Source organism: Chitinophaga sp. LS1, assembly GCF_034274695.1.
Taxonomy (GTDB): domain Bacteria; phylum Bacteroidota; class Bacteroidia; order Chitinophagales; family Chitinophagaceae; genus Chitinophaga.
This window is the reverse complement of record NZ_CP128362.1, coordinates 3035551-3059548: the sequence shown is the minus strand read 5'-3', so window position 1 is coordinate 3059548 and position 23998 is coordinate 3035551. Positions and strand designations below refer to the sequence as shown.

Genomic DNA, 23998 nt, shown 5'->3' with positions numbered 1-23998 from the left:
CTATCTTCCTTTCAGCTGATTATAGATCAATAACTGGTTGCGACTGATGATGATATCACCTTTGTGCAGTACATCCTCATTCACATAATAATACTGCTTATCGTGCGACAGCGGATTAATGGTCAGTTCACGCACATCGCAGTCACTGTGATACGCCACCACATGGTAGTTATCATCGTCAAAGATCACGGCATCCAGTGGCACTGCCAGCGCCTGTTCATTTGTGCTCATATGTACATTCACACTCACCATCATATCCGGCTTTAATTCCAGATTGGCGTTGTCAATTTCTACCACTGCTTTCATTACTTTTTCTTCCGGATCAAAGATGTTGGAGAGACGGGAGATCCTGCCTGTAAACACTTTTCCCGGATAAGCGGTGGTACTGATCGCTACTTCCTGACCCGCTTTCACCATGCCTAACTGTGCCGCATATACATTTGCCATGACCCATACCCGCTTCAGGTCAGAAATGATAAACAGATCATCATCCCCCGCATTCACCTGATAGCCGGTAGTCATTTTCTTCGCCACGATATAACCACTCATAGGCGCATGTATCAGTAATACACCTTTATCCACACTGCCACCCTGTATAGTGAGTGTTTCTTTGATCCTGTTAATTTCCAGTTTACCTGCGGCCACTTCATTCTGTGCTTCCAGCAATTCTTTGTCTGATGCAATGCCATCATCGTGCAGACTGGTCGTAGCTCTCAATTGTCTTTCTGCCAGTGCAAGCGCAGCTTCTGCTTTGTGAAGCCCCGCAGATTGATCACTCAATTCTGTCGTTTTTATTTCGGCCAATACCTGTCCTTTGGTGACATAATCACCGAGGTTAAAACGTACTTCTCTTACTACACCACTGGCCAGTGATTGATAATGATACAGGTGATCCTGATCATAACTCACACTCCCCGTCAGTTCCAGCTCTCCGTGTACAGGAGCTTCTGACAGCGGCGTTAACTGAATCAGCTTTTTCAGGCTGGGCGAAATAATACAGGTATTTGCCTCCTGCGTAGTGGTGTTAGTCGTAGTGGTAGAATTGTGACAGGCAGATATTAATACCATGGCCAGTCCTATGTAAAATATACGGTACATAATGCGTTGTTTATAGCTCCGTTCCGGTTAAGTAATTAAGCGTCGCCTTTTTCATACTGATGTTCCTGATCGCAGCATAGTATTGCTGCTTGCTATCGCGAAAAGAGCTGAAGAAATCCAGGAATTCCAGCAGACTGATATTCCGGCTCACGAAGTTGCGGCTGATGCCTTCTACCATGGTATCGAGTTTATCCAGGTAGTCGGTGTCAATACTTTCATACAGGCCAATCGCTTTGTGCAGGTCTGTCCATTCTTTTACCACCGCATTATTCACTTCTGTGATCTTATTTTTCTCTAACAGATCACTTTGTTGTACTGCCAGTTGTGCCGCTTTGATATTGCCTTTATTCCTGTTGAAAAATGGCAGATCCATAGAGACGCCGGCGCCCATAAAGTTGAGCTGATCATTACCTGCTCTGTCGTAGTTTACATTGAGGCTCAGGTCAGGTACCCTGTTTGCTTTTTCTACAGTCAATGCAGCTACACTTACCTGCTTTTGTTGCTGTGCAGCCATGATACCTGCATTGTGTTGTGTAGCCTGTGTAAGTAATTCCTGCAAAGGATGTTGCTCCAATTCAGTGACCATATCTGAAGTAGCTATTGGGTCATCCAATACCAGGTACACATTTGAGTTCAGCGCCAGTAAGTTTTTCAGGTGTTCCTGCTGTGCCGTCAGGTCTTCGTGTGTTTCATTGATATCCGACTGCAGGGAGATCTGTAAAGCTTTGATGCGGTACATTTCAGTTTGTGAAATATTCCCCTGCTTCAGCATGGCCTGTTGTGCCTTTAATAAAGTATTCACAACGCCTAACTGAAATAACTGATCGCCCTGTATCTGTTGCAGATATAATAATGAAGCTTCTGTTTGCCGGAAGTCAGCTTTCAATGATTGCAGCAAGTCCATGAAATTGCTGGCCGCGAGGTCTTTGTTGCGGGATTCCAGGTCAATATTTTTCTTTCGCTTGCGTGCGGTATAAATCAGTTGTTCCAGCTGTGCGCTGAATGTTCTGTCTCTCCAGAAATTACCAAATAGCGGGGGCGCAGATGCCGTCGTACCATTGGTGTAGAACTGGATATCGCCGATGGACAGGTTGGGATTGGGCCATGCTCTGGCCTGCAGGATCTTTGCTTCTGCTATAGGAATTTCCAGTTTCCCTGCCAGCAGTGACAGATTATTTTCAAGAAAAACCTTTTCAGCATCCGGCAGTGCATAGCGTACAGTATCTGTCTGCGCTTCAGCTACAGGCAATATGACTGCGAGATATAGGAAGAGGAATAATACCCGTTTCAAATACATGATCGTTTTATAAATTTTAACGCATGTAAAGTTGCAACGCTGTTATTAGGGGGCCGTTAGAGGTAAATTAAAAACCCATTAGATTTAATGATGAATCGTGAAGGAAACGTTAAATGTACTGCCGTGGCCGGGTTCACTGCTCACACTGATTTGTCCATTGTGTGCCTGGATGATCTTTTGTGCCATCGATAAGCCGATGCCAAAGCCGGGATAAATACGTGCATTATTGGCCCTGAAGAGTGGCATAAAAATGCGTGCTGCATCCTCGGGTAATATACCGATTCCACTATCCGTGATAGTGATTAACAATTGTTCTTCCTGGCAATCCAGGGTGCAATCCACAGGTTGATTGCCGGAGAACTTAAAGGCATTCTTGATAATATTTTTGATAGCCAGTACCAGCAACTCTCTGTTACCTGTTATTTCCAGCCTGGTAGCATCTTCAGGCAATTGTAACATCTGCATATTGAGTAGCTGTTCCGGATGTTTGCTGGCCCATTCTTCCCGCAGGTCCCACAGCAGTTCGTCCATTCTGATATGTTCTTTGCCTGCATAGGTATCTGTATCTGCCTGTGTGAGTTCCAGCAGCCCATTGGTGATGGTTTTCAGTTTGGCTGATTCATCCAGTACAGAGCGCAATGTTTTTATATAGTCTTCCTGATCTCTTTGTTTTTGGAGAATGACTTCCAGTTCGGTGATAATCGCTGTCAGTGGCGTACGTAACTCATGCGATGCATTGGAAACAAAGGATTGCTGCATGTGAAAGGCTTTTTCCAGGTGTTCCAGCAGGTCATTGAAGTTACTGGCCAGTTCATCGATTTCATCTTCATTACGGCTCTTTTTCACACGGGCATGTAGGTTGGAAGCACGAATATTCTTCACTTGTCTGTTAATGAAATTGATGGGGCGCAATGCACGATAAGAGAACCACTGCCCAATTACGAATACCATGAGCATACCGAGTGCAAATGTGCCGCCTAAGATCCAGAGGTTATGTATCAATTGTGCCTGTCCCGCTTCGTTGCCGGCGGTGACGAAGATGACAAAGTTCCCCTGGTTGTCTGAATAATACAGCCCTACAGCGGGTTGGCCTTTATAATGGAAACGGTATTTTTTATGGTAGCGAACTGTCTGGATAATGGCAGGTGGTATGTTGAGAGCACCCGGTTCAATAAATACAGGCTGGTTTTCTTTATCGTAGATCATACCATCTTCGCCGGGGATGGTTTGTATGTATTTCTTTTCGATGTCTTTCCACTTCTTTTTGGCCAGTTCATCTTTTTCCAGGAATACCTGTGCGGTGATGAGGGCGCGGTCTTCCAGCTGGTTAAAAAAGGTGTTATTCACATAGTTTTGCAACAGGAGGTATACGAGCACGAAAATGACCAGCAGGATGCAACCTGATAGAACGGTAAACTGTAATGCCAGTCGGTGACGTATCTTCATAAACCCGTTTATTTCATCTTCATCACATATCCCATGCCGACTACGGTATGTATTAAGCGGTCGCCTGAGAATCCTTTTTCAATTTTATTGCGGAGGTAGTTGATGTATACATCAATCGTGTTGGTACCGCTGTCGAAGTCTAGTCCCCATACAGTTTGGGCGATGTAAGCGCGGGAGAGGACTTTATTGCAGTTATTCATGAAGAGTTCTAACAAAGCGTATTCCTTGGCGGTGAGGATGATTTCTTTGTTTTCCCGGGTGGCTGTTTTGGTGTCCAGGTCCAGGGTGAGGTCCATGAAGGTGAGTCTGGAGGTAGCGGCTTTGAAGTCGGCGGTGCGGCGGTGCAGGGCGTTTGTTCTGGCCAGGAGTTCACTGAAGTGAAATGGTTTGGCGAGGTAGTCGTCTGCGCCAGCGTTGAGGCCATCTACTATGTCGGGGGTAGTATTGAGGGCGGTGAGCATGAGCACGGGGGTACGGATGCCTTGTTCGCGGATGCTTTTGCTCAACTGCAGGCCGTTCATGTAGGGGAGCATCACATCCATGATGATCACATCGTAATCGTGCTGCATGATTGCTTTATGTCCGATTTCGCCATCGTAAGCTACTTCCACCTGGTGTTGGTCTTCTTCCAGTCCTTTTTTGATGAAAGCGGCGACTTTGGGCTCATCTTCTATCAGTAGTATCTTCACATGGCAAAGGTACCGATTATGAATAGCAGGGAAAGGGAATTCGGATTATAAAAGGATTAAAAGATCCTTTAAATGGCCTGCGGCAACATGGAAATTTTCTCCTTTTTAGGCTGATGCCTGAAATACGAATCCTTTGCTACCGCAGGGAAATCTGGGTAAAAGGATTGCCCCGGCAGGAGAAAAAGCCCTCTTATCATCCTTACTGTCGCAGGCCAGTTTTAAACAAAAAAAAGCCGCCCCTTTCGGAACGGCTCCTATTAAAAAACCTAAAATCTTTAGCTTATTTTCTCTACCTGCATAAAGTTCAACTCCACTGGTGTAGCTCGACCAAAGATCTTTACTGTCACCTTCAACTTCTTCTTATCTTCGATCACCTCTTCAATAACACCATTAAAGTCATTGAATGGTCCGTCGATAATCTTGATAGTTTCTCCAACGATGAACGGTTCGCTCATGGTCAGTCCGTTATCAGACAGTTCATCGACCTTACCTAACATTTTATTTACTTCAGCTTTACGCAGAGCGATCGGCTTTTCTTTACCAAGGAAGTGGATTACACCGGAAACGTTGCGGATGGATTGGATGACTTCGTCACTCATTTTACCATCTATAGCTTCGATCATCACATATCCGGGATAAAAGTTCTTTTCGCGCATCACTTTCTTACCAGCCTGTACTTTATACACTTTCTCAACAGGCAAGAAGATCTGAGTGATCACATTTCCCCAATCGGAACGGCGCACCTCAATATCCAGGTATTCTTTAACCTTCTTTTCTTTTCCACTCACCACTCTAAGTACATACCATTTGGTATCCTGGGTCGGAACATTTGTTTCTTCTGCAGGGTTATTGGATGCTTCTGTCATCATTAGAACATTTTATAATACTGTGTTAACACCAGGTTAGAAAGGGCATCCATTCCCCATACAACAAGGGTAATTACCACGGTAGCAATTAGAACAACCATTGTAGAGGACTGTAGTTCCTGCCAGCTAGGCCAGGATACTTTATGCACCAGTTCATGATAGGATTCCCGGAAATAGTTTCTGAGCTTGTTCATTGGTTTAAAATTAACCGTTTGAAAACATGAAAGGTGAAAAGTGAATGGCGAATGAAATTCACAATTCACCTTTCACTTTTCACCAATTTTACACTGCACGGGCACAAGGATTCGAACCCTGATCAAAGGTTTTGGAGACCTCTATTCTACCATTGAACTATGCCCGTGTATAAAGCCATTAGCAGTTTGCTTATGTCACACCGAAATCGAATTTACTAAAAAATCTGATTAACCGGCTAGCAATTTGCGAATTGCTAATGGCTTTTATGCTGAAAAAAGTGATTACTTGATGATTTCAGTAACCTGACCAGCACCTACGGTACGTCCACCTTCGCGGATAGCGAATTTCAGACCTTTTTCCATAGCGATTGGAGCGATCAGCTTAACCACGAGACCGATGTTATCACCTGGCATAACCATTTCAACACCAGCTGGCAGTTCAACCTCACCAGTTACATCCGTAGTACGGAAGTAGAACTGAGGACGGTATTTCTGGAAGAATGGAGTGTGACGGCCACCTTCTTCTTTGCTCAGTACGTATACTTCACATTTGAAATCGGTGTGCGGAGTGATAGTACCTGGTTTAGTGATAACCATACCACGACGGATATCTTTCTTTTCAATACCACGCAGCAGCAGACCAGCGTTGTCACCAGCTTCACCTTCGTCGAGTAATTTCTTAAACATTTCAACACCTGTACAGGTAGAAGTAAGAGGTTTTTCGATCAGACCAACGATTTCAACTGGTTCACCCACCTTGATACGACCACGTTCGATACGACCGGTTGCAACGGTACCACGACCTGTGATAGAGAAAACGTCTTCTACAGACATCAGGAAAGGCAGATCAACTGGGCGAGGAGGCAGCGGAATGAATTCATCTACAGAGTTCATCAGCTCTTCTACAGCAGCAACCCATTTCTCTTCACCAGCCAGAGCGCCTGTAGCAGAACCCTTGATGATTGGAGTGTTGTCACCATCGTAGTTATATTTGCTCAGCAGCTCGCGGATTTCCAGTTCTACCAGTTCCAGCAGTTCAGGATCGTCTACCAGGTCAACTTTGTTCATGAAAACAACGATACGAGGTACACCTACCTGACGAGCGAGCAGGATGTGTTCTTTAGTTTGTGGCATTGGACCATCTGTAGCAGCAACCACCAGGATAGCACCGTCCATCTGCGCAGCACCAGTGATCATGTTCTTCACATAGTCAGCGTGACCTGGACAGTCAACGTGCGCATAGTGACGACTTGCAGTCTGGTATTCTACGTGTGCAGTGTTGATGGTAATACCTCTTTCCTTTTCTTCAGGTGCGGCATCAATTTCATCATATCCTTTCTTCTCAGCCAGACCCTTGCTTGCCAAAATATTTGTAATGGCAGCAGTTAAGGTAGTTTTACCGTGGTCAACGTGGCCGATGGTACCAATGTTTACGTGGGGTTTATCCCGCTTAAAGGTTTCTTTTGCCATTGTATTTTTTTTAGATGGTTTGTAAAGATTGTATTGATTGTGTTTTGTTAAAACGGTTTTACAAACTTGTACCGTTGATGAGAATTGAACTCATGACCATTACCGGCACATTTTACCGGAAACCGCTCTTCCACTGAGCTACAACGAAATGTTGGATTCCGGACTATCGAATGAATCCGTTTGAGCTGTTGATGAGAATTGAACTCACGACCTCTTCCTTACCAAGGAAGTGCTCTACCCCTGAGCTACAACAGCATACTAATTAATTTTAAAGAACTTTTATTGCCCATCAAACCTGCTGGTTCTGAAAAAACCAGTTTGAACGAAGAACAATATTCATAAAGCTTTGGAGATTTTTTACCTGAACGGATACAGTGTAATACTTCTGCAAAACTTACCGCTCAAGGCCATCACGAAGCAAATTCGTAATTAACTATGAGCGGGAGACGAGGTTCGAACCCGCGACCTACAGCTTGGAAGGCTGTCGCTCTACCAACTGAGCTACTCCCGCATTTGTTAAAATAATATCAGAAAGAACTCTTTAATTGCTATGGCGCTCTCACACTTCAGCTTCTCCTCTTAACAAAATTGTTCCGCCATTGCTATTGGGCAAAGGCGGAACATTTGCACTTTGTGGGCAGGACAGGATTCGAACCTGTGAAGACGTAGTCAGCGGATTTACAGTCCGCCCCATTTGGCCGCTCTGGAACCTGCCCATTCTTTACTCCTGAAAAACTTCCACAAACCTCTTCATCCGTTGCGGGACTTACTTTATTTTGTTTGCTTCGGATTTCCTCCGGAGCCAGCAGAGGGATTCGAACCCCCGACCCACTGATTACAAATCAGTAGCTCTGGCCAACTGAGCTATGCTGGCATACCAAGTATTTATATCTTGAGTACTTTTCTTAAGTGCTTCTTAGTTGCGTTGTATGCTCCTTAGTTGCTGTCTTAAGAGGGTGCAAAAATAATAGTATTTTGTTATTCTCAAAATCTTTTTTTTCAGCACTTAGTACTTTTTTTCCGTACCTGATCGTATTGGCTAAAATGCCCTACAGTAAAGAACTTTACTACCTTTGCCCAATCCCTTTTTTCGATCGGGATGGCAAAGGTAGTAAACAGATTATTAATTCCAAAATATTTTTAAGGTTTTACTGAAATTTTTTCTCCTTAGTACGCTTAATCTGGTTAACGACGGAGTCAAATGCGAGGTCAAAAGATTCTTCGAAGGATTTGCTTTCGTGCTTTACAAATAAGTCCTGGCGCGGGATGTGCACTTTTATCTCGGCTACTTTATCCTTAATTTGATGGGCTATTCCATCCAATTTAAGAAAAACTTCCACACTGATGATCCTGTCATAATAAGTATTGAGCTTTGCGACTTTTTTGCTCACATGATCAATCAATTTGGAATCCGCATCAAAATGCACAGTTTGAATTTGAACGTTCATAGCACTAAATTTTTTTAGTTTTAACAATCTTGTACATGCTCGTAACATTACGTCATAGGCCGTCAATCAATTATTTTTAATGGCATGAGAGTGTAACGACTAATGAAAACAACATATAAAGAACTCATTACTAATTTAGCGAATTAAGTGGTTATTATCATAACCATTTAGTAATATTTTGTTAATATATAAGTAACCAATATTCCCATATCGGGGAATTGCATTTGCCTGCGGCAAAAGAGGTGAGATAGGCTTATTCGCTTTTTTTAAATACTAGTCTTCAACCTATACTACCCCTTCGGATGCGCCTTCTTATACGCCTCCTTCAACTTCTCAATAGTATTATGCGTATACACCTGCGTCGAAGCCAGGCTTGCATGGCCCAACAACTCCTTCACTGCGTTCAGATCCGCCCCATTGTTCATTAAATGTGTTGCAAACGTGTGCCGCAGCGTATGCGGACTTTTCTGACTGATCGTGGTGATTTGGTGGGCAGAGAGATAATGCCGCACCACATTATAGACATACTTTGGATATAATTTACGACCAGATTCCGGATTTACTAGTAACACTTCCATATCAAATTCCGCCAGCTCCTTCTTCTTTAGATCCTTATACTCCCCTATTTGCTGACCCAATAACGGGCTAATCGGTATAATCCGCTCCTTATTCCCCTTTCCAAGCACTTTAATCGTCAACCGGGATATATCAACATGCCTGACCTGCAACCCTATCAACTCCGACAACCGTATCCCTGTATGATACAACAACTCAAATATCATCCTATGGGTCTTTCCCTTCAAATCATCCGAAAAGATAGGTTTGTCCTCCCTCCCCTTCCTCATACTTCGATTGTCTTCAATAGCCTGCATCCCCTTTTCGTCAATAAAATGCGGCACGCGGCTACCTAATTTAGGCACCGATACCTTCGTCATAGGGGTTTGGGTAATTTCCCCCTGCTGCAATGCATATTTGAAAAATGACTTAAGTGAAGAAACCTTGCGGGTTATAGTCTTCGCAATCATACCCTGGTCAATTAAAGTAACCAGCCAGGTACGGACATAAGAATGCGATATGTCAGAAAGTGACACATCGCCATATTGGGATTGCAAAAAAGTAAAAAACTGGATAAGATCCTGCTGGTAAGCAGCATAGGTGTGCGCGGAATAGCGCTTTTCAAGCTGAATATAAGCCAGGAAACGGTTTACTACTGGGGGTAATACGTCGCTCAACACAAAAAAATTGATGATTGTAAAGTTATTGAAAACCTTACAATCATCACATATTTTGCGTTGGAATTATCCGTAATTAGATATTAAACGTCAAATTTACCAGTAGCCAACTGCTGTTTGTAAACAGCTTTCAACACCTGGGTACGACGCTTAACAGAAGGTTTTGTGAAAGATTGACGAGTTCTCAGTTGTAACAGTATACGCGCTTTCTCAAATTTCTTTTTGTACTTCTTGAGCGCCTTGTCAATATTTTCGCAATCTTTAGAATCGATAATTAACATAATAAATACCTCTTTTTTTCAGGAAGGCAAAGATAAACCATTTAATTCTAAAAAAACAAACTATTGTTTGAATTTTATGGGTGCCTTTCGTCAGCTTTCACCTCCGCTTTTTTCCATAATTTCGTTCCATGTTTACAGGAATAATAGAATCACTAGGCGAAGTTATAGCTACAAAAAAGGAAGGCAGCAATATGGTCATCTCCATCCACTCCTCCCTCACGCCCGAATTGAAAGTAGACCAAAGCATCGCCCACAATGGGGTTTGCCTAACAGTTACCCACATTGACAAAGATATCTACCAGATCGTAGCCGTTGCCGAAACCCTCCAGAAAAGCAATATCGGCCTGCTTACCCCAGGTCAGAAAGTAAATCTGGAAAGAGCCATGCTCTTCAATGGCCGCATTGACGGGCACATCGTACAGGGCCATGTAGACGCCACCGGCGAATGCCTCTCCTGCACCCCGCAAAATGGTAGCTGGGAATACCGCTTCCGCTTCCCGGCCCAGTTCGCTGGTCTTATCGTGGAAAAAGGCTCCATCTGCCTCAATGGTATCAGCCTGACTGTTTTCAATGTTACCAACACTGAATTCACCATCGCTGTCATTCCATATACCTACGAACATACTAATATATCCGCTGTTCATGCCGGCAGTATCATCAACCTGGAATTCGATATCCTGGGTAAGTACGTCGCACGGCAGAAAACAGCCAATTAGCATATAAATACACACGCATGAAATTAACCTCAACGCTGGCCATCCGGTACCCGGTGATCATGGCTCCCATGTTTCTGGTAAGTAATGAAGCTATGGTCAGATCTGCTATGGACAACGGTATTGCCGGTACCTTCCCCTCCCTCAATTACCGCCGCGAAGGTGAACTAAAAGACGTGCTCGACAGACTGAACGCTCACCGCACCCAGGCGCCACAAGGCACCTATGGCGTGAACCTCATCGTGCAAAAGACCAACCCGCTCTATTCCAAACACCTCCAGGTCTGTGCCGAATCCAAAGTCCCCCTCTATATCACCTCCCTCGGTAGTCCCAAAGAAGTCATTGCCGCCGCCCACAGCTATGGCGCCACAGTGCTCTGTGATGTGACGAATCTTGCCCATGCGGAAAAAGCAGCACAGGCAGGCTGCGATGGCTTTATCGCCGTTACCGCAGGCGCCGGTGGCCATGCAGGCCCCTACCCTATGCATGTACTGATACCCTCCCTGCAGGAACACTTTCCAGGCAAAATACTCGTTGCCGCTGGTGGCATTGCCCATGGCAGCCAGATAGCCAGCGCCCTCCTGCTCGGTGCCGACGGCGTATCTATCGGTACCCGGTTTATTGCCAGCCACGAAGCCTCCGTGAGCGCCGAATACAAAAACGCCATTCTCCAATACGGCATGGACGACATCGTACTTACTGAACGCCTCTCCGGTACCCCCTGCAATATCATTAACACCCCCACCGCCCGGAAAATCGGTTATACACAAAACTGGTTCGAAAAACTCCTCAATAACAACGCCCGTACCCGCAAATACTTCAAAATGCTCGTACAACTCAGGGGGATGAAAAAACTGGAACAGGCCGTAAAACCCGGGAATTATCAACAATTATGGTCTGCCGGACAGAGCGTAGAACTCGTAAAAGAAATCAGCTCTATTGAAGAAATTGTTCACAACCTGATGAAGGAAACAAAGCTTGCCCTGGACGCTGGAAAGGATATCAGCGCAACTATCTAAAAATCAATTCAATATCATACACAAGTCCACCTCAGGTCCACCTTGAGCAGGTCGCTTGTTCGATGCTTCTTCGACACTTGTTCGATGTTTCTTCGATGCTTGTTCGACACGTCTTCGACGCTTGTTCGACGCTTCTTCGACACCAATTCGTCACCAAAAGGGCACCTCAATATCCCGGGGATAATGAAGTGCCCTTTTAGTACCCTTATAGCACCCTTATAGCACTATAGCTACACCCTATTTGGAACGATTTTTTATACCTTTCCCCTATGAAATCATTCCTCACCATTTTATCCACCCTTCTCACCCTGTTGGCCACCGGTCAGCAAAAGGAAGTTAAATCCATCAAAGCCGTCTACGACTCCTCCTCCCTCCCCGAACTCTATAACAAAATCCCCATTGGCCTCTATATCGCTTTCGCCAACGGCGAAATAAGAACCACCCCCGGTTTCCTCCGCGGTAATTACAACTGGAACCGCATCAAAGTAGTCCCCAACAGCGGTACCTTTCAAAATGGCTACTTATTACTGGACAGAAAATCCCTCATCAGCCGGGATTACACCATCCAGCTGACCATTACCAGCGCCGATATCCCCCAGTCTATGACTGCCGATATCGTACTCCCCAAACTGGACAGCATCCGGTTTCACCATTATGCCGATAGCCTGAAAAGGGGGTTCCATTATTATCTGAATGTAGAAGGGATCTATAGCTCTGGTAGAATATTCCCTTTGGATACCAGCGCCGTCTCTTTCGAAGTAAGTAATGGGAAATTATTGGGGCAGGACCTGCTCATTAACAACAATGAAACGGAGATACAAGCTGTAAATGCTACAGCCACATACAAAAATGATGAGCGCCTCAAGGCCCTCACCACTATTCCTGTAAAAAAATTAAATGAGTGAGCGTGATTTCAGCTCCAGATATTTGTTGATCAGGTGCAAACTCAACTGCTGCGGCGTAGTCAACAGGGAAAGGATCCCGAACTGCGCCAGCTCACGCACCATTTGCTTCTTCTCATAAGCAAACTTCTGCGCAATCACCTGCCTGTAAATGTCTTCTACGGCTGTAGGCGTTTCCTGGGTGATTTTCTTTAATTCTGTATTCTCAAAAAATACCACCAGCAACAAATGATATTTTGACAACCGGCGCAGATAAGGCATCTGTCTATGCAAGGCGGACAATGACTCAAAGTTTGTAAACAACACCAGCAGGGAGCGCTGGTTGAAATGACTACGCAGTGTTACCACCATCTTTTCATAATCACTCTCCTGCCATTGCGTTTCCTGTGCATACAGGGTATCCAGAATTTTATTCAGTTGTACTTTCTTACTACTCGCCGGCAATACATCTACATCCTGCTCCTTCAACGTGACCAGTCCGGCCTTATCCCCTTTCTGCAATGCGATATTGCTGAACACCAGCGAAGAATTGATGGCGTAATCCAGCAATGTCATCCCTTCAAAAGGCATCTTCATCGCCCTGCCTTTATCAATCACACAATAGATCTGCTGCGACTTCTCTTCCACATAATTATTCACCATCAATCCACCTCTGCGGGCGGTGGCTTTCCAGTTCACTCTTCTCACATCATCGCCACGCACATATTCTTTGATATGATCAAATTCCATACTCTGGCCAATCATCTTCTTTTTATGTACCCCCATCTCTCCCACACGATCATCGAATGTATACAACTCAAAATTGCGCAACTGCAAAAATGAAGGATATACTTTCACCGTTTCCGCACCGGCTTTTATAATACGTCTTTGCACCAGCCCGATCGGACTTTTTACAAATGAATTCGTATCGCCAAACTGGTATTCTCCTCTCTCCACCGGACGCAGCAAGTATTCCACCACTTTCGATTCTCCGGGTTTCAACATTGTTTTCTGCCTGAAATCTCTCAGCTGAAACTGAAAAGGTAATTCATCCAGTATGGTGACAAACACAGGAAAACGAAAGTTATTTTTTACATGCAGACGAATGGTATTGTCGTCTCCATTACTAAAGCGCTGCCCCATAACCCTGGATACAGGAAATGGGTCAGGACCTGCGGTAAACAGGAAGAACAGATCGACCAGCAACAACAACCCCAGCCCTGCTGCAAGGAACAAAGCCACCGGGTATAACACCGGAAAAAAATAAGCCAGTATAAAGAACAGTGCCAGTGCACCTATGATCGTATACAGGCGGGTGGTAAAGAATAATGCCAGATATGTTTTCTTCATATTACCTCGGTACTTCTACAGCTTTGATGATCTGGGCGATCACTTCATCGGTTGTGATGCCTTCCATTTCACGCTCAGGTGTCAGCATAATACGGTGACGCAATACATGTGGCAGCATGTTCACAATATCATCCGGCGTTACGAAATCACGGTTGTTAACGGCCGCAGTTGCTTTTGCACAATTCATCACCGCGATAGAAGCACGGGGAGATGCACCCAGGTACAGGGAAGCATTCACACGGGTTTCCTGGATCAGTGCTGCAATGTAGTGCAGCAGTTTATCTTCAATATGTACTTGCCTTACCAGTGCCTGGAATTCGATGATCTGGCTGGCAGTCACCACTTTATCCACCATCTTCGTCAGGTCTGTCAGACCATTGAACTGGTGCATAGCCTGCAGCATGGTGATCTCCTCGTTCAGTGAAGGATATTTCACTTCGATCTTAAAGAGAAAACGGTCCAGCTGTGCTTCAGGCAGGCGATAAGTTCCTTCCTGTTCAATGGGGTTCTGGGTAGCGACCACCATGAATGGCGCAGGCAATGGATGCGTGATGCCATCGTTGGTGATCTGTTTCTCTTCCATCACCTCGAACAGGGCCGCCTGTGTCTTGGCAGGGGCACGGTTGATTTCATCAATCAGTACCAGGTTGCTGAAAACCGGTCCACGTTTATATTCAAAGTTCCTCGTTTCAGGATTGAATATGGAGGTACCTATCACATCGGCAGGCATAATATCAGGTGTGAACTGTAACCTGGAAAAATCTGCATCAATAGTTCTGGCCAGCAGTTTTGCGGTCAGCGTCTTTGCTACTCCGGGTACACCTTCAATCAGCACATGTCCCTGTGTCAGCAAACCGGTGATGAGCAGTTCCACCATTTCATGCTGACCGACAATTACTTTTCCTATCTGTTCCCGTATAGCAGCTACACCCTGGTGCAATGCATAAAAATCTGTACGGGGATGAAATGTAGTTTCCTCCATTATTTAGTATTTAAATAAAACGCCTGTATTTTACTATAAAACTCCTTCAGGTATGTATCTGTGATTTTATCTGCCAGCTGTATAAAGTGAATGCTGTCAATGATCGCTTCTACATCTGCCAGTGGCATACCTGTTTTATGTGATAAACGACGTATGAACTCGTCGTCGATGGTATTTGTATTCAGATAATATTTTGTGCGGATAAATTCCAGCCATTGCATGATGATCTTTCTCGCCAGGTTCACGTTGTCATGCTGTTGATAGTATAACTGCCCCAGCGCTTCTACGAATTCCAGTGAGTTATTTGTCAGCACAACTTTGTCAGGAATAATCCGCTGTCTTCTTTTACTTTCAAAAAGGGCATACAGCAGCAGGAGCAATACCAGCAGCCACAACGCCCAGCGCAGGGCAGGATAGCGCATCAGCACACTCCACTGACTAAATTCTCCTTCCTGTGGATACTGGTGATATTTATAGAATTCATCCCAATACACGGTGTAATAACCATAGGTGTAAGCTGCCAGTTTTTCCAGTGAACCAAGATTGTGTTTATACATCAGGAAGTAGTTGGTCAGGATAGAAGGTTGCAGCAGCAAAAAGACCTGTCCTTTCCCGACATTGATCCTTACAAAGTTGGCCCTGAAATTACTGTCAGTACCCAATATCGTTGTTCTGGCCGTATCCAGCAGGGTAAAGTAGCGCCCCCCTGCAATTGAATCCCGGGTATATACAGTATCAGGTGTCAGTGCATGGTTCACATAGTGCTCTTCGGCACCTGGTTTTGCAAAGAAATTAGTGTTGTTCGACACTTTGGTATATAACCTGCTTATAAAGGTGCTGTCCAGATCATTGGCTGCAACAAAAAGCTGATTGCCCCTGTTCACAAACTCAATCATGGAATCCACATCTTCTGCCGTGGTAAACAGCCTGTTTGCCACCAGGTAGTAAAGAATACCTTCACCAGTTCTGAGACTAATGTCCTTCTTAGCGGTGGCAGCAAATGGCTTGGAAACCACATTGGGATGTTCGCCATCATAAAAGGATGGCAGAGATTCGAACATGACATAGCAGCCCCCCGGATTTTTATCCTTATAAGAAAATGTCTGCTTTTCCAGGTGCAGGTCTTCATCCCGTGATAACGACTGCATATTGGAAGCTATTATTGCTACCACGAACAATAGCAAGAATACAGAAGCGATGATTATGCCTATTGTTCTTTTCACCGGATATAGCCTAATTCGTTCATAAATTGTTTGAACTGCCCCTGAATAGTGCTGAATTGTTCCCCATTCACAGGCACTTCACCGTACCATATATATTCGTAATCCACAGTCAGTCGTGCAAAAGGTTTATGCCACTGGGTTTGCGACAAGCTACGCAGGTAAGCCGAATTTGTTTTCTCCTTACTGTACACAATAATTTCTTTATCGGCCAGTACCCGTATTGTCTGCAGGTACATGAGGCGCACTGCCAGTCTGAGCTTCCCTTCTGCAATAGCCTGCTGAATATGACTTTCGTATCCACTCGCATCGTGATCCTCTTCTACCAGCTGTATATCCTCCTTATTATTTTCCGTTTTACTCCACTTAAACACATAACCGTTTCTGCGGAGGTAAACGAAAATAGCCAACCCCATTGTGGCCAGAATGGCGATGACGATGAGCCACCAGAAAGCTTTGAAGAGGTATGCAATCCCAATGAAAATAGCCTCCAGCCATTTGAAATTGAAGTTGGATGGTTTTTGGGGAGGCTTCTGGTGATATACCAGTTCTTTGTCTTTGCTGAATTTATCTTTTACCTCGGTTGGCAATTTCCGGATCAGCAAGGCAGATGCTTCGTCATAGTCGTCTATGGTATCTGCATCCATAGGTATTGCTTCGTCATACAGGTATGGGGCTGTATTCAGGGCCACCACGGTATCGATATCTGCCGTTACCTGTGGTACCGGAGCTTCTTCCATAATACTTACGCTGGTATCCTGTGCAAACAGGCTACCGGGCAGTAGTAATAATGCGAGTAATAATGCTTTCAATCCTTCCCTCATTTCACAGGTTTTATAACTTTGCCGGCTTCATCCAGTCTGAATCCCCTGCGGTATATATAAATCGGGTATACCACAAAATAACCTACTATAAATATCAGGGACAGGGACAGGATACTTACACTTGCAAACATGGGCATTTTGGTATGCCGGGTCACAAACCCTTCCAGGAATGCAGCGGTGAGGAATACCGGGATCAGGCTGATCATCATCTTGACCGCATCTCTGGCTGTTTTTTTCAGGGCATCCAGTCGCTTGCGCGTACCCGGAAAGATCAGGCCACTTACCATCACAAGACCTGCGGCCCCTGTGATAACGATGGAAGAAATTTCAAGCGTACCATGAATCCAGATCACCAGCACCGACTTCAACCCCAGCCCTTTGGCAAAAAATAAATATTGAAAAGCTCCCAGCATCACCCCATTGGACATGAGGATGTATAAGGTGCCAATACCCATAAATATCCCTCCCATAAAACACATGATCGCCACCCTGATATTGTTGTAGGCAATCGTCATGAACATAACCAGCTCATTTCCATTACCGTACACACCAAATGGGTCCCCGTTACTGATATTCCGTTCCGTCATGCTCACATACTCATCGCCCAGCACTCCTCTTACAAAAGTTTCGTCGCGGGCGGCAGAAAATGCGCTCATAACACAGAATAACAGAAAAAATATAGCGGTGAATAATAATAATCGATGATATTTACGGAAGATCAGGGGTAACTCGTACAAAAAGAATCGCTGAAAACGGCCGTCCTTTTCCTGGCGGTTTCCGTAGATCCGCTGGTAGATGTCTGCCGCCAGACTGTTAATGTAACCTGTGACCTTGCTGAAACTATAGAATGTTTTGGCGTACGCAAGGTCATCCAGCAAACTGGTGAACCGTGCAGCCATCTCATCCGGATCCTCGGTTGGTTCCTCCTGGTACTTTTTCCAGCGGGGTAAATTTTTCTTTATAAAAGTAGTCTCACGCATGGGTTATCCATTATAACAAACATATACATTAATTAGTAAATTTGTACATGGCTAATGTAAAAATACCTACATCCTTCAATATAGAGCTGGAATTTGAAACTGCCAACATTATGATGCGGTTTCTGGCATGGTTTATTGACGTTCTCATCCGGTTGGCATTTATCATTGCTATCTATGTAACGTTTAACAGGATGCACCTGTCCGGCAATACTGAAACAGTGATGTACATTCTCTTTTGTTTGCTCCCGGTGTCGCTCTATTATCTTTTGTTTGAGATTACGATGAACGGGCAATCTCCCGGAAAAATGATGTTAGGCCTGAAGGTCAGGAGTCTGAATGGGGGTAAGCCAAGTATCAGCCAGCACCTGATCCGCTGGATGTTCCGTATGATCGAAACACCCTGGGGATTCCTGTTCCTGAATGGTGCCATTCCTATCATCTCCATGGTCCGTTCCAATTATGACCAGCGCCTGGGCGATGTAGTAGCCGGTACAATAGTAGTGAATACAAAGAACAAAAGCAGTATACAGGATACCATTTACCGGGATATGTCTTCGCTCAACTACGAGCCTCACTTTCCACAGATCCTTCGCTTGTCTGACAGAGATATGAATAAGATCAAGGTATTGATGGACCAGGCTATCAAATCTGGTAATCAGGATCTGATAGCCAGAGTATCAGCGAGAGTAAAAGAAGTATTGGTGATCGAAACAGAGATGGATCATTACCAGTTCCTGGAGACCGTGCTGAACGATTACAACTACTATACAACCCGGTAAAAATTACATTGTCACTAAGTCTGCTTTTTTAACAACGGTCGTTGCAGTCCAGCTGTCATGCCATGGAGTGCCGAAGCCTGAAAACATCTCAAACGGAACAATGCGGGCATAAGATCTGCCGAATACGTTTCCCCATGAAAGTGGCTGCCCGTCCAGGCGGATAGCGACAGTACCTGTAATCAATTTCCCAATTGTTCGTCCCTTTAAAAGCCCTTCCTGCAAAACATAGTAAAGCGGCCAGACCGTATAAGCGAATACATAACTCAGAAATTTGAACAGCCCTCTATTTTCTATGATCCAATAACTAAAGTTGGGAACTGTCAGCCCTAGTACAATGCCCAAACAAAATGCAGTGGCAAACAGGTAAACCATCGACAACAGCCAGTCAATTATAAAATTAACAAACCTGACACCCATGTCTACTGAGTCGGGGATCGTCACTTCATCATCGAATTCCTTTAAAATGTCCTCTCCTTGGTACATGCTCAAAAGTGATAGAAATTAAAAAAACTGCCGGCCCTGTGAGCAACCGGCAGCAGATCAATATGGCAAAAAAACAACAAAAAACTATTACATTGCCGGCTTTCCGATGCTGCCGATCTGGCTGTCCAGATCTTCTGTAGGAATACCATTGGGCCCTACATATTGGATGGTCTTGTCGAATGCAATGATCGCGTAGAAGACTGGTGCCAGGAACATGAGGCCAAGACCAAACATAGTGTCTTTGCCAAAACTTCTGGCCATGGCCATAGAACCATTAATCCATACGATGAAAGCACCTACGATAACAGCAGGCGTGAAAATCAGGAAAACCCATGTCCATGGTTTACCGATGATACGGAGATATACAATAAAATTATAAATAGGAACAAATATCGCCCAACCAGGCTGACCTGCTTTTTCAAATACTTTCCAATGAACAATGATTGAAAAAACAGAAAGCGCCAACATAAAAATGAAGTATCCTATTCCAAATATGGCAAAGATGCTGCTAATGCCGCCGCCGTCGTAAGTTGTTTCCATGAGGTTAATTAATTTTTAGGTGAACGGTTAATTTTAAACAAAATAAATATTCTTTTTTAAATCTATATAATGTGGTGTGTATTTTTTTAAAAAAATACCTGATAGGGATACTCATTAAAAAAATTAAAGAAATAAAATGCTGATTAGTTGGCCTCAAACATATAACTACGTCGACAATTATCGTCCCGAACCCCGATTTTATATTCTTCAAAATACTGCATTTTTTAAGATTTTCATAGAATCTTTTAAAATATGTTTGGAAGTTAATGCAATTGTTCTACATTTGCAGCCGGCAAGGCTTATACGACCAGCTCCTGCTGAACTCCCCCAGGACAGGAATGTAGCAAGGGTAGGCGGTTGTAGCGGTGCGATGTAAGTACCTTGCCTTTTTTTATCTTTTTTATTCCAGGTCATCAGGCGCTCGTCAATAGCTGATTCTCACTATTCTCTTCATACGAATGGCCTGTGTGGTATGACCCAGTAATCTTCAGCTTTTTATTTATTGATTTCAAATTTAAGATTCATCTATACTCGTATGGGTCTATATTTGCAATACGTTATGCTTGACAATCTGTGAATTGTTGCATAACTTACTTCGTTGAATTCATTACTAAATCATACTAAATACATTTCACCATGAAATTCTTCATAGATACAGCAAATCTGGCACAGATTAAAGAAGCACACGACCTGGGCGTGCTCGACGGCGTAACCACCAACCCTTCCCTGATGGCGAAAGAAGGTATCAAAGGTGAAGCAAATATCCTGAAACATTATGCAGACATCTGCGAACTAGTAGACGGTCCTATCAGCGCAGAAGTACTTTCTACCGATTTCAAATCAATGGTCGAAGAAGGTAAGAAACTGGCTGCTATTCACCCAAACATCGTGGTGAAAGTACCAATGATCAAGGATGGTGTAAAAGCACTGAAATACTTCACTGACAACGGTATAAGAACAAACTGTACACTGGTATTCTCTGCAGGTCAGGCTATCCTGGCTGCTAAAGCCGGTGCTACTTTCGTATCTCCATTCATCGGTCGTATCGATGATTCATCATGGGATGGTGTTGAACTGATCGCTCAGATCGCTCAGATCTACAGCATTCAGGGCTTCAAAACTGAAATCCTTGCAGCTAGTATCCGCAACGCGCTCCACATTGTAAGATGTGCTGAAGCCGGTGCTGATATCTGTACCTGCCCACTCGATTCAATCCTGGGTCTGCTGAAACACCCATTGACTGACATCGGTCTGGCTAAGTTCCTCGAGGACGCTAAGAAAATGTAGTAGATACTTTTTAGATGGTATATTCTCCCCGGTGTAGCAATGCATCGGGGATTTTTTTATTTATAACTTTCATTTTTTTCTGAAAGTTTTATAACTTTGATATGCATTTATAAACTCCGGCGTTTAAAAACATAGTGCCCTATCTAATTGGCATAGATTTCTTCTACTATATTTCATTGATCGCTAAATGATGTTTTTATGATTCAGCCGAATGTCCCAGATTTAGGTTTACCCCGTGTTGTTATTGTTGGTGGAGGCTTTGGAGGTATTAATCTGGCTAAACAATTGAAAGGAGCCCCCGTTCAGGTGGTCCTGCTAGACAGGAACAACTATCACTTATTCCAACCTTTACTATACCAGGTATCAACTGCCGGCCTCGAAACGGATAGCATTGCTTTTCCCCTTCGCGGCATATTCAAACACCAGAAAAACTTCTACTTCCGTATGGCCGAAGTAACAGGTGTACGCCCTGCCGACAATATTCTGGAAACCGGTATCGGCGAACTGCACTACGATTACCTGATCTTCGCCACCGGTAGTGCCACCAATTTCTTTGGCAACAAAGCGATTGAACAACATGCTATTGGTATGAAGTCACTCATCGAAGCCGTACAGATCCGTAACTACGTAATCAAACAATTCGAAGAGAGCCTGCTGCTTTCAGACCCTGCAGAAATTCAGTCAAAACTGAACTTCGTCATGGTAGGTGGAGGCCCTACAGGCGTGGAACTGGCCGGTGCTTTTGCAGAATTGCGCAAGTACATTATGCCCAAGGATTACCCCGAACTACCGGTATCCCTCATGAAGATCTACCTGGTAGAAGGTAGCCCACGCGTACTGAATGGCTTTAGTGAACAATCTTCCCAAAAAGCGTTGGACGGCTTACACAAACTGGGTGTGAATGTCATCCTCAATACATTTGTGAAAGAGTATGATGGGGAAACCCTTACCCTTAGCAATGGAGAAAAACTGCAAAGTAAATCTCTGCTGTGGGCGGCAGGTGTAAAAGGCGTGCCCGTGAACGGTATCCCTACAGATATCATCGCTCCCGCCGGACGCATCATTGTGGATGAATTCAACGTGGTAAAAGGATATGAAAATATCTATGCCGTAGGTGATATCGCACAGATGGTGAATGATCCGGAACGCTTTCCTAAAGGCTATCCAATGGTAGCACAGGTAGCCATTCAGCAAGGAGTGAACGTGGCGCACAATATCAGGTTTATTGCCAAAGGACAGAAATCTGCTATCAAACCATTTAGGTATAAAGACCTCGGCAGCATGGCGACCATTGGTCGTAACAAAGCGATTGCTGAGTTTTTTGGAATGAAAATCAGTGGGTACTTTGCATGGATCGTGTGGATGCTGGTGCACCTGATGAGCTTATTGGGATTCAGGAATAAACTGGTGGTGCTTACAAACTGGTTTTATAGATATTTTACTTTTGACAGAGGTACGAGAATTATTATAAAGAGAGGTGCGGCCAATATTGTGAAATTGAGACAAACAGTACAGTAAATCGTATAGTCAATTTAAAAGCTGGCCGCAGGCCATAGATAAAACAAAAAACGCTTTCGCCTATGGCGAAAGCGTTTTTTGTTTTATCTATTTAATCTCGAATTCAACGTCACCGTACTCACCAACTCATCATACCTTCCTCCCAAATCTCTATAATACAATAGTATAGTATAATTATTCTCCGTCTCCCACCAATCGCCCTCAGTCTCTGTCGTACTCGGCCTGGCATCCGGATCCCTCGTATCCAGCAACGCATATTCATAATTATAAAAACCCTGCTTCAAAAACATCGTTCCCTCATAAGCCCTCGTCTGCGGGTTATACACCATCTTACTTGCGTCATTGTACTCATAATTTGTCAACTCCCCTATCAGGTACAGATCAAACCCTGCATACGGCTCCGGCGCAGGATAAGTAAAATGTACCGTTCCATAATCCGCTTCATAAAACGGATCATAATTATCAATCGTCGCTAAAAAGTACATGCCGTTATAATCCTTCACGTAAGAATACATCGTATTCCCCCTTGGATAATCCGGCATCACATATACATCCGTACCATCAGGGTGATAATCTGACTTCTTCACACGTTCCGTCTGCAACCGGAAACTCCTCAGATCAATCCATCTCCACTCCTTCCCTGCCGGAAACTGACAATCCATCTCCGCATTATACTCAATCGTATTCCCCTTTATAAACATCGGCTTCGGATTCAGTATCGGAAAATCCCACCTGTAGTTCTGCAAGATCACCACCTTCAACTGATCAAAAGGATTCACCACATTCAACCCACCTGTACTCACCGTAAAATTCACCTTCTGATTCGTCTTGAACACCTTTGGCGATACCGGTTGCTGTATCACGCCACTCAACCCTCCTTTATTACTCACTACCAGCAATCGCTTTGTAAATGCCAGTTGCGACGTATCGCTATCCAGGTATACCTTCAGCAGGTAATTGCCCGCCTTTGTAGGCATGCAATTCGCATTCGGCAACGACAGTTCGTAATGTGTATATCGTACCAGCGCTATACTGGAAAATTTATAATTCGTAATCCTGTTCTCAGAAAAACCCCTCAGGTATTCCAGCTGATTGATATTGGCGGGTGTCCAGTCTGCATTACACAACTGTAATGTATAATAGTAGTTTTTGACATCCGCATCCAGATCATCAAATGTAAGATCCACGGCATCCCCACTCAGTGAAATAAGGGGGAAAGCTGTCTGATCGCCGGACTGATTCAGTTTTACAGACCTGATATTATTGTAGTAAATGTGACCAGGTCCATAGATGTTATCCTGCGCTACTGCCGGAATAAAGTATAACAGCAGCCCGATTACAGGTATACAGAAGTAGGGCTTTATCATCATAACTTATCTATATAGGAATGTTAAGGTACGA

The 23998-nt window shown here is 44.2% G+C and carries 24 protein-coding genes, 6 tRNA genes and 1 other RNA gene; 7 read left to right on the top strand and 24 right to left on the bottom strand.

The features are described from left to right. The 16 genes from QQL36_RS12815 to rpsU all read right to left on the bottom strand — a co-directional run bounded on the left by QQL36_RS12815 (position 1) and on the right by rpsU (position 10021). Positions 1-1098: an efflux RND transporter periplasmic adaptor subunit gene (locus QQL36_RS12815; RefSeq protein ID WP_321569897.1), complete on the bottom strand. Its 1098-nt coding sequence runs from the start codon at positions 1096-1098 to the stop codon at positions 1-3. A 10-nt stretch (positions 1099-1108) separates the two neighbouring features. After that, complete coding sequence (locus QQL36_RS12810; protein WP_321569896.1) at positions 1109-2389, bottom strand: TolC family protein; 1281 nt, start codon at positions 2387-2389, stop codon at positions 1109-1111. Positions 2390-2479: 90 nt separating this feature from the next. Next, positions 2480-3841 carry a HAMP domain-containing sensor histidine kinase gene (locus QQL36_RS12805; RefSeq protein ID WP_321569895.1) on the bottom strand — a complete coding sequence of 454 codons (1362 nt, stop codon included), beginning with the start codon at positions 3839-3841 and terminating at the stop codon, positions 2480-2482. Positions 3842-3849: 8 nt separating this feature from the next. After that, positions 3850-4530 carry a response regulator transcription factor gene (locus QQL36_RS12800; RefSeq protein WP_083720885.1) on the bottom strand — a complete coding sequence of 227 codons (681 nt, stop codon included), beginning with the start codon at positions 4528-4530 and terminating at the stop codon, positions 3850-3852. Positions 4531-4805: 275 nt separating this feature from the next. Continuing rightward, positions 4806-5399, bottom strand: a complete 594-nt coding sequence (gene nusG, locus QQL36_RS12795; protein ID WP_235643442.1) for a transcription termination/antitermination protein NusG — start codon at positions 5397-5399, stop codon at positions 4806-4808. Then, complete coding sequence (secE, locus tag QQL36_RS12790) at positions 5399-5590, bottom strand: preprotein translocase subunit SecE (RefSeq protein ID WP_083720891.1); 192 nt, start codon at positions 5588-5590, stop codon at positions 5399-5401. Before secE ends, nusG begins: the two co-directional genes overlap by 1 nt. A gap of 96 nt (positions 5591-5686) precedes the next feature. After that, positions 5687-5757 (bottom strand) — tRNA-Trp (locus QQL36_RS12785). A 115-nt stretch (positions 5758-5872) separates the two neighbouring features. Beyond that, positions 5873-7060, bottom strand: a complete 1188-nt coding sequence (gene tuf / locus QQL36_RS12780; protein WP_083720894.1) for an elongation factor Tu — start codon at positions 7058-7060, stop codon at positions 5873-5875. 69 nt (positions 7061-7129) lie between these two features. Beyond that, positions 7130-7206 (bottom strand) — tRNA-Tyr (locus tag QQL36_RS12775). Between the two features lie 37 nt (positions 7207-7243). Beyond that, a tRNA-Thr gene (locus QQL36_RS12770) sits at positions 7244-7315 on the bottom strand. Positions 7316-7498: 183 nt separating this feature from the next. Continuing rightward, a tRNA-Gly gene (locus tag QQL36_RS12765) sits at positions 7499-7571 on the bottom strand. A 123-nt stretch (positions 7572-7694) separates the two neighbouring features. Further along, positions 7695-7776, bottom strand: a tRNA-Tyr gene (locus QQL36_RS12760). 84 nt (positions 7777-7860) lie between these two features. Next, a tRNA-Thr gene (locus QQL36_RS12755) sits at positions 7861-7934 on the bottom strand. A 274-nt stretch (positions 7935-8208) separates the two neighbouring features. Then, positions 8209-8508, bottom strand: coding sequence for a ribosome hibernation-promoting factor, HPF/YfiA family (hpf, locus tag QQL36_RS12750; RefSeq protein ID WP_083721260.1), 300 nt, complete (start codon positions 8506-8508; stop codon positions 8209-8211). A gap of 290 nt (positions 8509-8798) precedes the next feature. Beyond that, positions 8799-9743, bottom strand: a complete 945-nt coding sequence (locus QQL36_RS12745; protein ID WP_235643449.1) for a tyrosine-type recombinase/integrase — start codon at positions 9741-9743, stop codon at positions 8799-8801. Between the two features lie 80 nt (positions 9744-9823). Beyond that, a complete protein-coding gene (rpsU, locus tag QQL36_RS12740; protein WP_083720899.1) occupies positions 9824-10021 on the bottom strand; it encodes a 30S ribosomal protein S21 in 198 nt (65 codons plus the stop codon). 128 nt (positions 10022-10149) lie between these two features. On the opposite strand from rpsU, the gene QQL36_RS12735 reads away from it, so the two are divergent. The 3 genes from QQL36_RS12735 (at position 10150) to QQL36_RS12725 (ending at position 12658) form a co-directional block, all read left to right on the top strand. Next, complete coding sequence (locus QQL36_RS12735) at positions 10150-10737, top strand: riboflavin synthase (RefSeq protein ID WP_083720901.1); 588 nt, start codon at positions 10150-10152, stop codon at positions 10735-10737. Between the two features lie 17 nt (positions 10738-10754). Beyond that, positions 10755-11753 carry an NAD(P)H-dependent flavin oxidoreductase gene (locus QQL36_RS12730; RefSeq protein WP_083720903.1) on the top strand — a complete coding sequence of 333 codons (999 nt, stop codon included), beginning with the start codon at positions 10755-10757 and terminating at the stop codon, positions 11751-11753. Between the two features lie 269 nt (positions 11754-12022). Next, positions 12023-12658 (top strand): hypothetical protein, encoded by a 636-nt coding sequence (locus tag QQL36_RS12725; RefSeq protein WP_083720906.1) that lies wholly within the window; start codon positions 12023-12025, stop codon positions 12656-12658. On the opposite strand, the gene QQL36_RS12720 is transcribed toward QQL36_RS12725, so the two are convergent. The 5 genes from QQL36_RS12720 to QQL36_RS12700 all read right to left on the bottom strand — a co-directional run bounded on the left by QQL36_RS12720 (position 12647) and on the right by QQL36_RS12700 (position 17990). Beyond that, positions 12647-13984, bottom strand: a complete 1338-nt coding sequence (locus QQL36_RS12720; protein WP_083720908.1) for a DUF58 domain-containing protein — start codon at positions 13982-13984, stop codon at positions 12647-12649. The genes QQL36_RS12725 and QQL36_RS12720 overlap by 12 nt on opposite strands. A gap of 1 nt (position 13985) precedes the next feature. After that, on the bottom strand, positions 13986-14966 hold the full coding sequence (locus QQL36_RS12715; protein WP_083720910.1) for an AAA family ATPase: 981 nt from the start codon (positions 14964-14966) through the stop codon (positions 13986-13988). Beyond that, the gene (locus QQL36_RS12710; RefSeq protein WP_321569894.1) at positions 14966-16114 is read right to left on the bottom strand and encodes a DUF4350 domain-containing protein; all 1149 of its coding nucleotides are present in this window, start codon (positions 16112-16114) and stop codon (positions 14966-14968) included. Before QQL36_RS12710 ends, QQL36_RS12715 begins: the two co-directional genes overlap by 1 nt. Before the next feature lie 71 nt (positions 16115-16185). Then, positions 16186-17010 carry a DUF4129 domain-containing protein gene (locus QQL36_RS12705; protein ID WP_321569893.1) on the bottom strand — a complete coding sequence of 275 codons (825 nt, stop codon included), beginning with the start codon at positions 17008-17010 and terminating at the stop codon, positions 16186-16188. Then, entirely contained in the window at positions 17007-17990 is a 984-nt protein-coding gene (locus QQL36_RS12700; RefSeq protein ID WP_321569892.1) for a stage II sporulation protein M, read from the bottom strand. The genes QQL36_RS12705 and QQL36_RS12700 overlap by 4 nt, the downstream gene beginning before the upstream one ends. A gap of 47 nt (positions 17991-18037) precedes the next feature. Between QQL36_RS12700 and QQL36_RS12695 the strand changes: the two genes are divergently transcribed. Further along, the gene (locus QQL36_RS12695) at positions 18038-18769 is read left to right on the top strand and encodes an RDD family protein (protein ID WP_321569891.1); all 732 of its coding nucleotides are present in this window, start codon (positions 18038-18040) and stop codon (positions 18767-18769) included. 3 nt (positions 18770-18772) lie between these two features. Here the strand turns inward: QQL36_RS12695 and QQL36_RS12690 are convergent, their stop codons facing one another. Continuing rightward, a complete protein-coding gene (locus tag QQL36_RS12690; RefSeq protein ID WP_321569890.1) occupies positions 18773-19252 on the bottom strand; it encodes an RDD family protein in 480 nt (159 codons plus the stop codon). An 87-nt stretch (positions 19253-19339) separates the two neighbouring features. Next, complete coding sequence (locus tag QQL36_RS12685) at positions 19340-19792, bottom strand: DUF5684 domain-containing protein (protein ID WP_321569889.1); 453 nt, start codon at positions 19790-19792, stop codon at positions 19340-19342. 290 nt (positions 19793-20082) lie between these two features. Here QQL36_RS12685 and ffs point away from each other — a divergent pair. The 3 genes from ffs to QQL36_RS12670 all read left to right on the top strand — a co-directional run bounded on the left by ffs (position 20083) and on the right by QQL36_RS12670 (position 22597). Then, positions 20083-20182, top strand: an RNA gene (ffs, locus tag QQL36_RS12680) — signal recognition particle sRNA small type. 246 nt (positions 20183-20428) lie between these two features. Continuing rightward, positions 20429-21079: a fructose-6-phosphate aldolase gene (fsa, locus tag QQL36_RS12675; protein ID WP_321569888.1), complete on the top strand. Its 651-nt coding sequence runs from the start codon at positions 20429-20431 to the stop codon at positions 21077-21079. 198 nt (positions 21080-21277) lie between these two features. Then, on the top strand, positions 21278-22597 hold the full coding sequence (locus QQL36_RS12670) for an NAD(P)/FAD-dependent oxidoreductase (protein WP_321569887.1): 1320 nt from the start codon (positions 21278-21280) through the stop codon (positions 22595-22597). Positions 22598-22680: 83 nt separating this feature from the next. On the opposite strand, the gene QQL36_RS12665 is transcribed toward QQL36_RS12670, so the two are convergent. After that, positions 22681-23967 (bottom strand): DUF5103 domain-containing protein, encoded by a 1287-nt coding sequence (locus tag QQL36_RS12665; protein ID WP_083720928.1) that lies wholly within the window; start codon positions 23965-23967, stop codon positions 22681-22683. Positions 23968-23998: the final 31 nt, after the last annotated feature.